Raw genomic sequence first — 12,689 nt, 5'->3', positions numbered from 1 at the left:
GGGGTTACGCTCACCGGCCACCGGGGACCACCGTGAGCAGCTCACGCAGGTTCGCTCCCATGACGCGATCGATCACCGGATCGCTGAGCGCTGCAATCTCGGGTGTCAGTTCGGCCGGCTCGGCGAGACCTTCGGGATGCGGATAATCCGACCCGAACATCACGCGGTCTGCCCCGATGAGGTCGATCAGCCCGGACATGTCCTCTTCGTGGAAGGGGTTGACCCACACGTGCCGCTTGAACTGCGCCACCGGGTGTTCGGCGAACTCGGCCGGCATCTTGCGGTACACCCGGTCGAAGAGCTCCAGCAGCCGAGGAACCCAGTTGCCCCCGTTCTCCACCACGCCGATCCGCACCCCCGGATGTCTGCTGAAGACCCCGTGGGCCACCAGGGCCGCACACGTATCCAGGATCGACCGTGCATCCTCGTAGACGATCGTCCTGAAAGCGTTGGGCTTGAACGGCAGGTATTCGCCCCCGCCACCTTCCCAATCCCTGCTGTACCGGTCGTAGCCCGAGTCACAGGCATGCATGAGAACCGGGACACCGTGATGCTGCACCCTCGCCCAGAAGGGATCGAAGTAGCGCTGCCCCATCGACGTGGTGTGCCCGGACACCGTGGCCACCGGCCGCGGGTTGACGAGCACGGCCCGCGCGCCGCGCTCGACACACCAGTCGAGTTCGGCGACCGCCCGGTCCACGTCGGGAAGTGTGATCACCGGCGTCGCGAAGATCCGCCCCTGGTAGTCGAAACTCCATTCTTCGTGGAGCCATTCGTTGTACGCGTGCACCACGGCGTGTGCGAGCTCGATATCGTCGGTCATTCGCTCCTCGAGCATGCCGCCCGTGGTGGGAAACATGACGCAGGCCTGAATACGCTGCTCATCGAGCAGCTCGAGCCGTTCCTGCGCCCTTCGGAACGAATCCGGGCAGGCGATCGGGTTGGCCAGTTCCCGCAACGACTTGCCGTCGGGATTGACACCGCGGAAGTAGTCCGCCCACGCGCCGGGAGATGCGACCACCTCGTAGGTGGGATTGGGGATGGTGTCGGTCAACCTGCCCTTGATCATGAGCTTCGTCTGACCGTCGACCTGTATCCATTTGACCGCATTCTGGTAGTTCTTCGGCAGGTGCCGGGTGTAGGCATCCGGGGGCTCGTAGAGATGATTGTCGGCATCCCAGATCTCGCGGACAGGAACGTTCACGGTGGAGCACCCTTCACTGAAGCGATTGAGAATATGTATTCTCCCAAAACGAGAACACTATTGCACCAATACGTCAAGGGAGCGGCAACGATGAGCGACTACAGATTCCTCAAGTGGCAGAGTTTCGACGACGGCCGCATCGTGCGGATCTCGCTCAATCGGCCGGACCAGCGCAACGCGCAGAACCGCGGGATGCTCGTCGAACTCGACGAAGCGTTCGGCGCCGCCGAGGCCGACGACAACGTCCGCGTGGTGATCCTGGCCGGTGAAGGCAAGATGTTCTCCTCCGGCCACGACATCGGCTCCAAGCAGGCGATCAGCGAATACCTGCCCGGGCCCGACCAACATCCGAGCGCGTCGATCAACGGCGGAAGCCGAGAGGGCGCGGAGAAATGCATGCTGCAGGAGTGGCACTACTTCTTTCAGAACACGCTGCGGTGGCGAAACCTGCGCAAGATCACGATCGCGCAGGTACACGGCGACGTGTTCTCTGCCGGCCTGATGCTGATGTGGGCCTGCGACCTCATCGTCGGCAGCGACGACGTGCGCTTCGCCGATGTGGTCGGCACGCGGTTGGGCATGTGCGGCATGGAGTACTTCGGTCACCCGTGGGAGTTCGGGCCGCGCAAGGCCAAAGAGTTGATGCTCACCGGTGATGCCATCGACATCCACGAGGCGCACCGGCTCGGCATGGTCAGCAAGGTGTTCACCCGCGACGAGCTGGCCGAACGGACCCTCGACATGGCCCGGCGCATCTCCGAAGTTCCCACCATGGCCGCACTTCTGATCAAAGAGTCGGTCAACCAGACGGTGGACAACATGGGCTTCTACAACTCGCTGCAGTCATGCTTCACACTTCATCAACTCAACCATTCCCACTGGGCCCAGGTGCGCGAAGACAAGCGCGCTACCGCTGGACCGGAAAACGGCGTGCCCGATTGGCGGGAGGCCCCACCGGTCGTCCTCGCCGTCAAGGATCAAGTTCGGTCTGCGCCGTGACGCACACAGGTGAGGCGCCGCCGGATCTTCCCCAGCCGCGACCCATGCCGGTGACCATGCCCGGCCACCTCTTCGCCGAACTGCCGTTCTACGACGTTCTCGAGACCGAGGAGACCGTGATCGTCGACCTGCACAACCGTCCGGACATCAGGAACGTACGCGGGGCGCTACAGGGCGGACTTCTCGCTACCCTCATCGATGTGGCGGCCGGCAGACTCGCCTTCGCAGTGGCCGATTCGGTCGCCGGAGTAAGTACCGCAGACATGACGATTCATTTCCTGGCCCCCGTGATGAGCGGCCCCGCTCGCGCGGTGGCCCACCTCGTCCGGAGGGGCAGGCGAACCGTCGTTGTCGGAGTGGATGTGTTCGACGTCGGCGGGCACCGAATCGCCGCGCGCGCGACGTTGAGCTTCGCGGTGTTGACCCCGCGCGGCGATCAGCTCGCAGCGACGCCGTAGCGGGCGTCGGCCACCCTGTCCAGCGCGGTGTTGGCGTCCCCGTACACCAGAGCCCACGCGCGGGCTCGGCGGTAGTACAGCTGGATGTCGCCCTCCATACCGAATCCGTATCCGCCGTGCACGTGCAGACTACGGCGGGTGGCGTCGCGCGCCGTCTCATAGGCGAACGCAAACGCCATGGCCGCCAGTTCGGTGGTTCGTGTGGGCTCGTCGTCGAAGGAACACGCCGCCTCCAGCGTCAGCAGACGCGCCCCGTCCGACGCGGTCGCGCTATCGGCCAGCGGATGTGAAACCGCCTGGAATGCGCCGATCGGAGTACCGAATGCCGTTCGCTGCTTGGCGTATTCGGCGCCGATGTCAACGGCCCTGGCCGCCGCCCCGGCCAGCGCCGCCGCGGTGAGAGTCAGCCAGACGTCGACGGCACCCGAATAAAGGCGCTCGGCAACGGGTCCCTCAGCCAACACCACAGCGTCCTGGCCAGCCGGGAGGTCCGCCAGCGGCAGGGCGCCGAGGTTCTCCACCTGCCGCACACTGTCGCCGTCAACCCCAACTGCGAGCAACCTTCCTCCGACACAAGCGACCACGACGTCGGCGACAGCACCTGCCGGGACCATCTGCAGCGTCCGATCATGATAGGACCGCGGGGCGAAGACGACGAGCTTCTCAGCGTTCAGCGCCGCGGCAAGCAGTCCCTCTGCCGGGGCGCCGACCAAGGACAGCAGTCGCGCGGCAACCTGGGCTTCGATCACCGGAGCCGACGCCACGGCGCGGCCGAACTGATCGGCGATGAGCGCCAGCTCGACCACGGACGAACCCCATCCCCCGGACTGTTCACCGACCGCCATCTCGAGCACCCCGGTGTCACACAGCGCCCGCCAGAGCTTGGGATCGAATCCCAGAGGCTCAGCGGCACGCACCCGATCCATGGACGACTCACGCGCATACAAAGCTGCGAAGGAATCGACGAGCTGCTTCTGCTCGCCGGAGAGGGTCAGCTCCACGACATCCGTCCCGTCACGTGCGGATATGATTATTCTCAGTACTGAGATTAGCATTATTCACGCACACGTTCTGCGAGCGGTGCGCACGCGCCTGACTAAGATGGGTAACCGCATGCACTTTCAGCTCGATCCTGAGACAGCGACCTTCCGCGACGAGGTGCGCGCGCACCTCGAGCGTGTGCTGACCCCGGAGTTCGAGGAGCGGGTCTACCGCAGCGGTGTCTCCCACGACCACGACTTCGTCGTCGGACTGGTCGACAACGGTTACTTCGCGCCGAGCTGGCCCCCGGAATTCGGCGGTCAGAACCGCAACGCTTGGGATGAGCAGGTGCTCAAAGAGCTCACGATGCGGTTCGACGCGCCGGTCTATCTTTCGGAGACCACCCGGATGGTCGCATCCATCATCCAGCAGGTCGGCACGCCCGAGATGAAGGACCGCATTCTCGCGGCAGCCATGAACGGCGAAATCACGATCGCGCTCGGATTCACCGAACCCGAGTGCGGATCCGACGTCGCCGCCGCCGCGACCAGAGCTGTCCGCCACGGGGACAGCTGGGTGATCAACGGCTCGAAGATGTTCACCACCAACGGCCACATCGCCGACTACATCTTCCTTCTGGCCCGCACCGATCCCGACAAGCCAAAGCACAAGGGACTGACCATGTTCCTGGTGCCCACGACGGCGGAGGGATTCGAGGCGCAGGCCGTGTGGACCTTGTCGGGCGAACGGACGAACATCACATTCTTCAGCGATGTCCGGGTCGATGACCAATGGCGTATCGGTGAGGTGGACGGCGGCTGGCAGGTGCTCGCCCTGTCACTGCAGGACGAACACGCCTCGGGGTGGGGACCGCATCTGGCACGGTTGCTCGAGCATGCTGAGCACTGGGCGGCGACGGCCGCGACACCGAACGGAAAGCCACCGATCGCCGACCGCGATGTGCGCCGACGGCTTGCCCGCGCCGCGATGGAAACCGAGGTGTCCACGCTGCTGCAACGCCGGTGTGTCTGGATGGTCGAACAGGGCGAGGTACCGGTCGCCGAAGGACCCATGTCCAAGGTCTTCAGCACTGAAGCGCTCGAACGCGCCAGTCAGGACATCGTCGAGATGGTGGGCCCGGACGGGCTGCGCAGCTACCTCGAGCCGACAGCGCCCGAACGCGGCAGGTTCGACCACACGCTGCGGTTTTCTCTGGGCACCACGATTTATGCCGGCACCAGCGAGGTGCAGCGCACCATCATCGCGCAACGCGGCCTGGGCCTACCCCGTTAACTTCTTGGATCGCCTGGCAGTTGTCCGGCGAGCAGTTGCCTTTGACGCCGACGCGGTTGCCGGGGGACTCACCGCCTGCTTGCACCACGCCCACAACTGGTCTTCGGTGAGCTTCGTGCTCTTACCACCGAGGTGGAACACACCGATCTGGGCCAGCGCGGTCAGCGTGGTGTTGAGCAGGGTGGTCAACTGGGCCGGGGTGAGGTCATCGCGAACCAGGCCGTCGCGAGCGCACGCGGTGAGAATCTTTGTCATCAGCCGAAGGTGGGGTTCCCACACTTTGGCGAAGTCGTCAGGTCGCTCGATCTCCAGGCTCAGGTTGTAGATCGTCATGACGCGACCGCCGACAGCTTCAGACGATTCCGCCCGGGACAACACCCCTCGGCAGAATGCCTCGAGTTGCTCCATGGGCCCGTCGGCCGCGGCCACCTCTTGGCGGATGTTCTCGGTGAACTGGCTCGTCACATTCTCGTAAAGGGCGAGCAGCAGTTCGTCCTTCCCGGCGAAGTGCTGATAGAACGCTCGCAGGCTGAGGTTCGACCTGTCGATGAGGGTCTGGATGGTGAAATCGGCGCGGCCCGACTCCTCGACGAGTTCGAGGGCAGTGGCCAGGAATCGTGAGCTGCGAGCCAGCGCGCGCGCCCTGGCCGAACTCAAGCGGCGTTCGATCGTCCGTTCCTGCCAGGACGTGGGCATCTCCAATTCAGCATCGACGATCTCCAGATCGTCGGCCGGATTCTTCTTCGCAGTCATAGTGCGGATAAGAATACTCTCTACTGGCGAGAACGCGCGATCTACCTACACGCGCATGTTGATTGCCGTTTCGGCGATTACCGCTTTCCGCGTCGTGCAGAGCCGGGCGAGAAGCTAGAGCGCCCGCCAGTCCGGCGCACGCTTCTCCAGAAAAGCCCGCGGACCCTCGAGCGCATCCTTGGTGAGCGCCACCTTCATGCGGTAGTTCTCGGCGAGTAGTTCGGCTTCGTAGATGGGAAGCGTGAGGCCCTTGCGAACGGCCATTCGCGAACCGCGCACCGCGAGCGGGGCGTTCGAGTTGATCACCTCGGCTATCTCCCACGCGCGGTCCATCAGCGACTCGTGGGCGACGACTTCGGTGAAGACCCCGAGGTCGTATGCACGCTGAGCGTCGAGTCGCTCGTGCTTGCCCATCAGCACCAGGCGCATCGCCACAGGCAGTGGCAGGATCCTGGCCAGCCTGACTGCCTCGCGGCCCGAGGTGACGCCGATGCTGACATGCGGGTCCATCAACGAGGCGCGTTCCGAAGCCACGGTGATGTCGGCGGTGGTGACCAGATCCATACCAGCGCCGCAGGCGATTCCGTTGACCGCGCAGATGATCGGTTTGGTCATCTGCAGCCACGGCGGGGTGGCCTCCTGCGGCGCGTCCCACTGCCGCAGAGAACTCAGTATCGGTTCGCCCTGATTGTCGATGCCGGGCACGTTCTCCATGTCGTGGTCGGCGGCTTTGTTGACGTCCGCGCCCACGCACAGCGCGCGGCCCGCTCCGGTAATTATGATGGTCCAGATCGCTTGGGAGCGTTCGATTTCGGCATACACCTCGGCGAGCTCGGCGATCATCTCGTCGTTGATCGCATTCAGCACCTCGGGCCTGTTGAGGGTCACGCACGCAGTGTGTCCGCGAACCTCGAACTCGATGGTTTCGTAGTCCACTACACTTCGCCCCTACCACTCATGTGTGCACCTCTGTCAAGTCCTCGTGGCTGGATGTCGTCGGACGAACACCCAGAATGTCTTGGAATCTGTCGCAGTAGCGCGGCCACACGTCCGGGTTCAAGAGCCGCGGGGGACGAAAACCCGCAAACAGGGTCTGCCATTGGTTCGCCGTCGCGACGGCGATGTCCCGCGCGGCCTCCACGGTGATACCCGCGGTGTGTGGCGTCGCCACGACGTTCTCGAGTCGAAGCAAGGGGTTGTCCTGCCGAGGTGGCTCCTCGTGAAAGACATCCAGGCCGGCACCTGCGATCGAGCCGGTCTCCAGGGCCTGAAGTAGCGCGTCCTCGTCGTGAACCGGTCCGCGAGCTGTCGTGATGAAGAACGCAGTCGACTTCATCGCGGCGAACTGCTCTGCCCCGATGAGTCCTTGCGTCTCGGCGGTCAGCGGGCAGGTCACCTGCACGAAGTCGGAACGCTCGACAAGCTCGGTCAGCGTGACGCGGCGGACCCCGCGGGCGTCTGCAGACACGTCGTCGAGATACGGGTCGAAGACCAGCACCTCCATGCCGAACGGAGCACACAGCTCGACCAAACGGCCGCCGATGGCGCCGAGCCCGACAACGCCGAGAGTCTTGCCGAAGAGCTGGCTGCCCTGCAGTCGCAGGCGGTCGCCGAGCGGACCGCTGCGCAGTGCCCGGTCGGCGACGGTGATCTTCTTCGCCAGGTCGAGCATGAAGCCCAGCGCATGCTCGGCGACGGCCTCGGCGCCGGGGCCCGAGTTGTTGCACACCGCAATTCCGGCACGGGTGCACGCCTCGACGTCGATCACGTCGTAGCCCGCTCCCGCGGAGCACACCGCGAGGAGATTCTCGCAGCGCTTGATCAACTCCGGCCCGGCCAGCCACTGCGCTCCGGCTTCGATTCCCGCGACGTCGGTGCGAGTGGCCACCTGGTAGCCGTGCGCGGACTCCAGTGCGGCCCAGCCCCGTTCCTCGGGCATACTCAGGTCCAGCTTCACGACCTCGATGTCGGAGAGCTCGAGGATGTCTCCGGCCACAGGGTCGGTCCACCGCTCGTAGACCAACCGCGGGCGCTGGCGCGTGCTCATCAGCTTTTCGGCTTGGGTTTCGCCTGGGCGGCCTTGAACATGTCGGCGAGCTCTGCATCGACGTTTTTGTAGTCGTTGCGCGCGATGGCGCCGTCCCGGCCGGGGACGACGTCATAGCCGAGCCGTAGATCCTTGTTCTCCATGTGGAAGTACTCCCGGCCCAACGGTAACCGGCGGTCTTCGCGGGGCACTTCCATCCACGCGCGCAGGAAGCAACGTGCCTTCTTCGGATCATTGCTGCTGACGAAATCTGACCGGGAGTGGCACATCGCAAAGTTGTTGGCCACGGCCGCCTCACCGGATTCCAGCCGGAACTCGACCTGCTGCTCGACCAGGATGGTGCGCAGCAGCTCGATCGCCTCTTCCTGGATCGGAGTGAATTCGCGACCGAGGGTCTTCATGGCCGGCAGGATGCTGCTGTAGGTGAAGTTGATGCAGATGCGTCCGTCGATCTGCGAGAACACCGGCACGTCGTAGGGAGTGACATCCGGCTGATCGTCGGGTTGTTCGCTGCGGCGGTGGTGCGGGAACCCCTGATAGAGAACTTCGAGCAAGTCGGGCCGCTCGGCCAGAATCCGGTTGTGGGCAGCGGGTCCGCTGGCGAACTGGCTCTCGCCACCCTCGAAGGCCGGGTAGACGCACAGCAGCGACAAGATGTCGGCGGCATCGTTGTGCATCGCGAGTTCAGCACGGGACTTGGTACCGCGTGCGGGCTGCACACCGTTGGGCAGGATCTCCTCTTGCACCCGTACCAGGCGATGTCCGAACGAGTTGTTCGACACCGGGTAGCCGAGGTGCCAGCAGAACGCCCAGTAGATGCGCTCCAGGTCTTCGATTGAATGCTGCTCGACCGGGAAACCGCGCACACACGCCAACCCTTTGCCGAACATCAGGTCCTGGTAGAGCCGAGCCAGATCGTCGTCCAGATCCGGATGGTGCACGTCGTCAAGCGTGATGTCGTCGCGATCCTTCTTCGCCGTCTTGGCCAGGATCGACTCCAGCGCTGCAACGTTGCGCGAAGACAGATCGAAGGCGAAATCCTCCTTGCTGGTGAAATCAGCTCCGGTCCATGACATCGCGTCGGTCACGTGTTCGGTGTAGATCGCGGTGGGCATCCGTCCTCCTGTGTCGGCGGAACTTCGTTTCGGTCAGAAATCTCGGTCAGCAGGTCTGGTCATGTCGTCGCGGAGCCGTCGAGTCTCCGAAGCGTTAACGCTCTTTCCGTGGCCGCTTCCGTCATCATTCCGACATCGGTCCCCGCCGAGATGAACCGCAGACCGAGGCCGACGAGCCATTTCAGCAGGTCCAGGGACTTGATCCCTGCCACGCCGAGCGCGACGCCGTGAGCACGACATGCCGCTGCCACAGAGTCTACTGCATCGCGGAAACGCTCATTCTCATAGTGTCCGTGGATTCCCATCTCGGCGGTCAGATCGCTGACTCCGACGAGTACCATGTCGACGCCTGCGACGGCCGCGATGGCCTCGATGTCGCGCACCGCTTCCGGGGTCTCGACCATGACAGCGACGACCGTGCGTCTCTCGAGGATCTCGGTCAGTTCGACAGCAGTGCGGGCGCCGAATCCGCTGAGAGCGTTGGGGCCCGAAATGGAACGGTGCCCGACTGGCGGGAAGCGGGCAGCATCGACGATACTCTGCGCCTCATCTGCTGAATTGACATGGGGCACAATGACTCCAGACGCACCGCAGTCCAGAGCGCGGGCGATTAGACTGCGATCGTGCGACGGCACCCGGATCAGCGCCGAGATGCCGGACCCGATCGCGCCGGCGCACAACATCGCCGCCGTCTCCAGCGAGGTGGAGGTGTGCTCGAGGTCGACGTAGATCGCATCGTATCCGGCCGCAGCGGCGATGGCGGGTACGTCGGGTGTACGCGAGTTCATCAGCGCCAGGCACAGCACCAGCGCGTCGCCGCGAAGCGCGTCCCGCATTGAACCTGGCACCCACCCACGGTAGCCGAATGAGAACGCTCATTCCACTCTGTCGTAAACGTCGTTACCGATGTGATTAACATGGGGTATGCCATCGAACCGCGTAGCGATCGTGGGGGCCGGTCTGTCGGAGTGCGGCCGCGTGCCCGACAAAACGGCCATGGGCCTGATGGCCCAGGCCGCTCAGCGCGCGGTCACCGACGCCGGGCTGTCCAAGGACGATATCGACGGGTTCGGCGGACACGGCTCCCTTCTCCCACCGATCGAGGTCAGCGAGTATCTGGGCCTGAGACCTACCTGGGTGGACGCCACCAACGTCGGCGGCTCATCGTGGGAGGTGATGGCGCGGCACGCGGCCGACGCGATCGCCGCGGGACAAGCCGAGGTGGTTCTGTTGACCTACGGGTCGACTGCACGCTCGGAGGTCAAGCGCCGCCAGCGGGCATCGGCGGCCGCGATGAGCACGGGTGGAGCGATGCAGTTCGAGGCACCCTACGGAGCGACACTGATCGCCAAGTACGCGATGGCAGCCCGGCGGCACATGATCGAATACGGCACCACTGTCGAGCAGCTCGCCGAGGTGGCGGTCGCCGCACATGAATGGTCTGCCATGAACGACATCGCGTTCGACCGTGACCGCATCACTGTGGCCGATGTCGCGGCCGCGCCAATGCTCGCCGATCCCTTCACGGCCAAACATGTGTGTCTTCGGACCGACGGTGGTGGTGCCATCGTCCTCGCCAGTGAGCGTGTCGCGCGAAACTGCGCGAAAGACCCGGTGTGGGTTCTCGGAGCCGCCGATGCCACGTCCCACGTCAGCATGAGCGAATGGGGCGACTTCACCACCTCCGCCGCGTCCATCTCGGGACCGCGTGCGTTTGCCCAGGCCGGCGTCCGCCCTGCCGACATCGACGTGTGTCAGCTCTACGACTCCTTCACCGCCACCGTGTTGCTGACACTGGAAGACCTCGGCTTCTGCGCCAAGGGCGAGGGTGGAAAGTTCATTCAGTCGGGGGCATTGCGGCCGGGCGGCGCTCTGCCCACGAACACCGACGGCGGCGGGCTGGCCTCATGCCACCCGGGTATGCGCGGCATGTTTCTTCTGGTCGAAGCGGTGCGGCAGTTGCGGGGCGAATCGGGCGCCAGACAGGTCGATGGCGCTGAATTGGCCTGCGTGCACGCGATGGGCGGCTTCTTCAGTCACAGCGCCACGATGATCTTGGGAAGGTAGCGATGACCGCCAGCGCGTGGACCGGTCCCCACCGTCCGACCACGGACCCCGATACCGAGCAGTGGTGGGCTGCCACCCAGAACCGGCAGTTGTTGATCAATGACTGCGGATCGTGCGGTAGCGCGTCGTTGTACGTCCGGCCCTTCTGTCCACTGTGCTGGAGCGACGAGGTCGCCTTGCGGCCCGCCGGCGGGCGCGCCCGCCTGTACACCTGGACGGTCGTACACCAGAACGGTGCTCCGTTCGATGCCCAGGTGCCCTACATCGTGGCCATGGTCGATCTCGACGAGGGACCACGACTGATGACCGTGATCGAACAGTGCCCCGCTGATCGTTTGCGCGCCGGCCTGCCACTGATCGTCGACTTCCGGACCGACGACGACGGTTTCGTCGTCCCCGTCTTCCGCCCCGAATGACCCAGTTGGCAGCCGAGATACACACGTCCGCAACACGAAAGGAACGCTGATGAACAAAGACGACATGATCCTGGTGAGTGTCGACGACCACATCGTCGAGCCGCCGGATATGTTCAAAAACCACCTGCCCAAGAAGTACCTTGACGAGGCGCCGAGGTTGGTGCACAACGACGACGGCAGTGACACCTGGCAGTTTCGCGATGTCGTGATTCCCAACGTGGCGTTGAATGCCGTCGCCGGCCGCCCCAAGGAGGAGTACGGACTGGAGCCCCAGGGGCTCGACGAGATCCGCCCGGGCTGTTACAAGGTCGACGAGCGCGTGATGGACATGAACGCCGGCGGCATCCTCGGGTCGATGTGCTTCCCGTCCTTCCCGGGTTTCGCCGGCCGACTGTTCGCCACCGAAGATCGCGACTTCTCCCTCGCGCTTGTGAAGGCCTACAACGACTGGCACGTCGAAGAGTGGTGCGGGGCCTACCCGGCGCGTTTCATCCCGATGACGTTGCCCGTCATCTGGGACGCCGAGGAATGCGCCAAGGAGATCCGCCGCAACGCCGCACGCGGTGTCCACAGCTTGACATTCACCGAGAACCCCTCGGCGATGGGATATCCCAGCTTCCACGATCTGGAGTATTGGAAGCCAATGTGGGACGCGCTCGTCGACACCGACACCGTGCTCAATGTGCACATCGGCTCGTCTGGCCGCCTGGCCATCACAGCCCCCGATGCACCGATGGACGTGATGATCACGCTGCAGCCGATGAACATCGTGCAGGCCGCCGCCGATCTGCTGTGGTCGAACCCGATCAAGGCCTACCCCGACCTGAAAATCGCGCTGTCCGAGGGCGGCACGGGGTGGATCCCCTACTTCCTCGACCGTGTCGACCGCACCTATGAGATGCACTCGACCTGGACCGGCCAGGATTTCGGCGGTAAGAAACCCTCCGAGGTGTTCCGCGACCACTTCCTGACCTGCTTCATCTCCGACCCCGTCGGAGTCGAGCTTCGCCACCAGATCGGAATCGACAACATCTGCTGGGAGGCCGACTACCCACACAGCGACTCGATGTGGCCGGGAGCACCCGAACAGCTCTCGGAGGTTCTCGAGGCCAACAACGTGCCAGACCACGAGATCAACAAGATGACCTTCGAGAACGCGATGCGCTGGTACCACTGGGATCCGTTCAGCCACATCACGCGCGAGCAAGCCACCGTCGGAGCGTTACGCAAAGCGGCCGAGGGGCACGATGTTTCGGTGCAGGCGCTGTCGAAGCGCGAGCACAGCGGCGGCTCGTCGGACTGGCAGTCCCAGATGAGCAAGGCCACCGTCAACGTCAGCGGCAAGGAGTAGCGACG

The 12,689-nt window shown here is 64.4% G+C and carries 13 protein-coding genes; 6 read left to right on the top strand and 7 right to left on the bottom strand.

Features of this window, described 5'->3' with window-relative positions; translation table 11 throughout:
- Positions 1 to 10: 10 nt before the first annotated feature.
- Positions 11 to 1,204 carry an amidohydrolase family protein gene (locus G6N31_RS05125; protein WP_098002551.1) on the bottom strand — a complete coding sequence of 398 codons (1,194 nt, stop codon included), beginning with the start codon at positions 1,202 to 1,204 and terminating at the stop codon, positions 11 to 13.
- 90 nt (positions 1,205 to 1,294) lie between these two features.
- Between G6N31_RS05125 and G6N31_RS05120 the strand changes: the two genes are divergently transcribed.
- Together G6N31_RS05120 and G6N31_RS05115 are read left to right on the top strand one after the other, a co-directional pair.
- Entirely contained in the window at positions 1,295 to 2,203 is a 909-nt protein-coding gene (locus G6N31_RS05120; RefSeq protein WP_098002550.1) for an enoyl-CoA hydratase, read from the top strand.
- A gap of 44 nt (positions 2,204 to 2,247) precedes the next feature.
- Entirely contained in the window at positions 2,248 to 2,661 is a 414-nt protein-coding gene (locus tag G6N31_RS05115; RefSeq protein WP_098002549.1) for a PaaI family thioesterase, read from the top strand.
- Here the strand turns inward: G6N31_RS05115 and G6N31_RS05110 are convergent.
- Positions 2,640 to 3,662: an acyl-CoA dehydrogenase family protein gene (locus G6N31_RS05110; RefSeq protein WP_098002548.1), complete on the bottom strand. Its 1,023-nt coding sequence runs from the start codon at positions 3,660 to 3,662 to the stop codon at positions 2,640 to 2,642. The genes G6N31_RS05115 and G6N31_RS05110 overlap by 22 nt on opposite strands.
- Before the next feature lie 112 nt (positions 3,663 to 3,774).
- On the opposite strand from G6N31_RS05110, the gene G6N31_RS05105 reads away from it, so the two are divergent.
- Positions 3,775 to 4,935, top strand: coding sequence for an acyl-CoA dehydrogenase family protein (locus tag G6N31_RS05105; RefSeq protein WP_098002679.1), 1,161 nt, complete (start codon positions 3,775 to 3,777; stop codon positions 4,933 to 4,935).
- Here G6N31_RS05105 and G6N31_RS05100 read toward each other — a convergent pair.
- From G6N31_RS05100 to G6N31_RS05080, 5 genes are all read right to left on the bottom strand, one after another.
- Complete coding sequence (locus G6N31_RS05100; protein ID WP_098002547.1) at positions 4,924 to 5,688, bottom strand: TetR/AcrR family transcriptional regulator; 765 nt, start codon at positions 5,686 to 5,688, stop codon at positions 4,924 to 4,926. The genes G6N31_RS05105 and G6N31_RS05100 overlap by 12 nt on opposite strands.
- Before the next feature lie 114 nt (positions 5,689 to 5,802).
- Complete coding sequence (locus G6N31_RS05095; RefSeq protein ID WP_098002546.1) at positions 5,803 to 6,624, bottom strand: enoyl-CoA hydratase/isomerase family protein; 822 nt, start codon at positions 6,622 to 6,624, stop codon at positions 5,803 to 5,805.
- Positions 6,625 to 6,643: 19 nt separating this feature from the next.
- Positions 6,644 to 7,735, bottom strand: coding sequence for a hydroxyacid dehydrogenase (locus G6N31_RS05090; RefSeq protein ID WP_098002545.1), 1,092 nt, complete (start codon positions 7,733 to 7,735; stop codon positions 6,644 to 6,646).
- The gene (locus tag G6N31_RS05085) at positions 7,735 to 8,850 is read right to left on the bottom strand and encodes a TauD/TfdA family dioxygenase (protein WP_163722040.1); all 1,116 of its coding nucleotides are present in this window, start codon (positions 8,848 to 8,850) and stop codon (positions 7,735 to 7,737) included. Before G6N31_RS05085 ends, G6N31_RS05090 begins: the two co-directional genes overlap by 1 nt.
- A gap of 59 nt (positions 8,851 to 8,909) precedes the next feature.
- A complete protein-coding gene (locus G6N31_RS05080) occupies positions 8,910 to 9,686 on the bottom strand; it encodes an HpcH/HpaI aldolase family protein (protein WP_098003407.1) in 777 nt (258 codons plus the stop codon).
- Between the two features lie 88 nt (positions 9,687 to 9,774).
- Here G6N31_RS05080 and G6N31_RS05075 point away from each other — a divergent pair, with 88 nt between their 5' ends.
- Genes G6N31_RS05075 through G6N31_RS05065 form a run of 3 tightly spaced genes read left to right on the top strand, consistent with a single transcriptional unit; the run spans position 9,775 to position 12,684 of the window.
- On the top strand, positions 9,775 to 10,917 hold the full coding sequence (locus G6N31_RS05075) for an acetyl-CoA acetyltransferase (protein WP_098003408.1): 1,143 nt from the start codon (positions 9,775 to 9,777) through the stop codon (positions 10,915 to 10,917).
- A 2-nt stretch (positions 10,918 to 10,919) separates the two neighbouring features.
- The gene (locus G6N31_RS05070) at positions 10,920 to 11,333 is read left to right on the top strand and encodes a Zn-ribbon domain-containing OB-fold protein (RefSeq protein WP_098003409.1); all 414 of its coding nucleotides are present in this window, start codon (positions 10,920 to 10,922) and stop codon (positions 11,331 to 11,333) included.
- Between the two features lie 49 nt (positions 11,334 to 11,382).
- Positions 11,383 to 12,684, top strand: a complete 1,302-nt coding sequence (locus tag G6N31_RS05065) for an amidohydrolase family protein (RefSeq protein ID WP_098003410.1) — start codon at positions 11,383 to 11,385, stop codon at positions 12,682 to 12,684.
- Positions 12,685 to 12,689 lie beyond the last annotated feature (5 nt).

Source organism: Mycolicibacterium duvalii (assembly GCF_010726645.1).
In the GTDB taxonomy this organism is placed as follows: domain Bacteria; phylum Actinomycetota; class Actinomycetes; order Mycobacteriales; family Mycobacteriaceae; genus Mycobacterium; species Mycobacterium duvalii.
Note: the sequence above shows the minus strand (reverse complement) of the source record. Positions and strands in the feature narration are given on the sequence as shown.

Excerpts from the sequence above, each read along its gene's own strand:
- G6N31_RS05120 (WP_098002550.1), top strand. The coding sequence starts at position 1,295 with ATGAGCGACTACAGATTCCTCAAGTGGCAGAGTTTCGACGACGGCCGC.
- G6N31_RS05115 (WP_098002549.1), top strand. The coding sequence starts at position 2,248 with ATGCCGGTGACCATGCCCGGCCACCTCTTCGCCGAACTGCCGTTCTAC.
- G6N31_RS05105 (WP_098002679.1), top strand. The coding sequence starts at position 3,775 with ATGCACTTTCAGCTCGATCCTGAGACAGCGACCTTCCGCGACGAGGTG.
- G6N31_RS05100 (WP_098002547.1), bottom strand. The coding sequence starts at position 5,688 with ATGACTGCGAAGAAGAATCCGGCCGACGATCTGGAGATCGTCGATGCT.
- G6N31_RS05090 (WP_098002545.1), bottom strand. The coding sequence starts at position 7,735 with ATGAGCACGCGCCAGCGCCCGCGGTTGGTCTACGAGCGGTGGACCGAC.
- G6N31_RS05085 (WP_163722040.1), bottom strand. The coding sequence starts at position 8,850 with ATGCCCACCGCGATCTACACCGAACACGTGACCGACGCGATGTCATGG.
- G6N31_RS05080 (WP_098003407.1), bottom strand. The coding sequence starts at position 9,686 with ATGCGGGACGCGCTTCGCGGCGACGCGCTGGTGCTGTGCCTGGCGCTG.
- G6N31_RS05075 (WP_098003408.1), top strand. The coding sequence starts at position 9,775 with ATGCCATCGAACCGCGTAGCGATCGTGGGGGCCGGTCTGTCGGAGTGC.
- G6N31_RS05070 (WP_098003409.1), top strand. The coding sequence starts at position 10,920 with ATGACCGCCAGCGCGTGGACCGGTCCCCACCGTCCGACCACGGACCCC.
- G6N31_RS05065 (WP_098003410.1), top strand. The coding sequence starts at position 11,383 with ATGAACAAAGACGACATGATCCTGGTGAGTGTCGACGACCACATCGTC.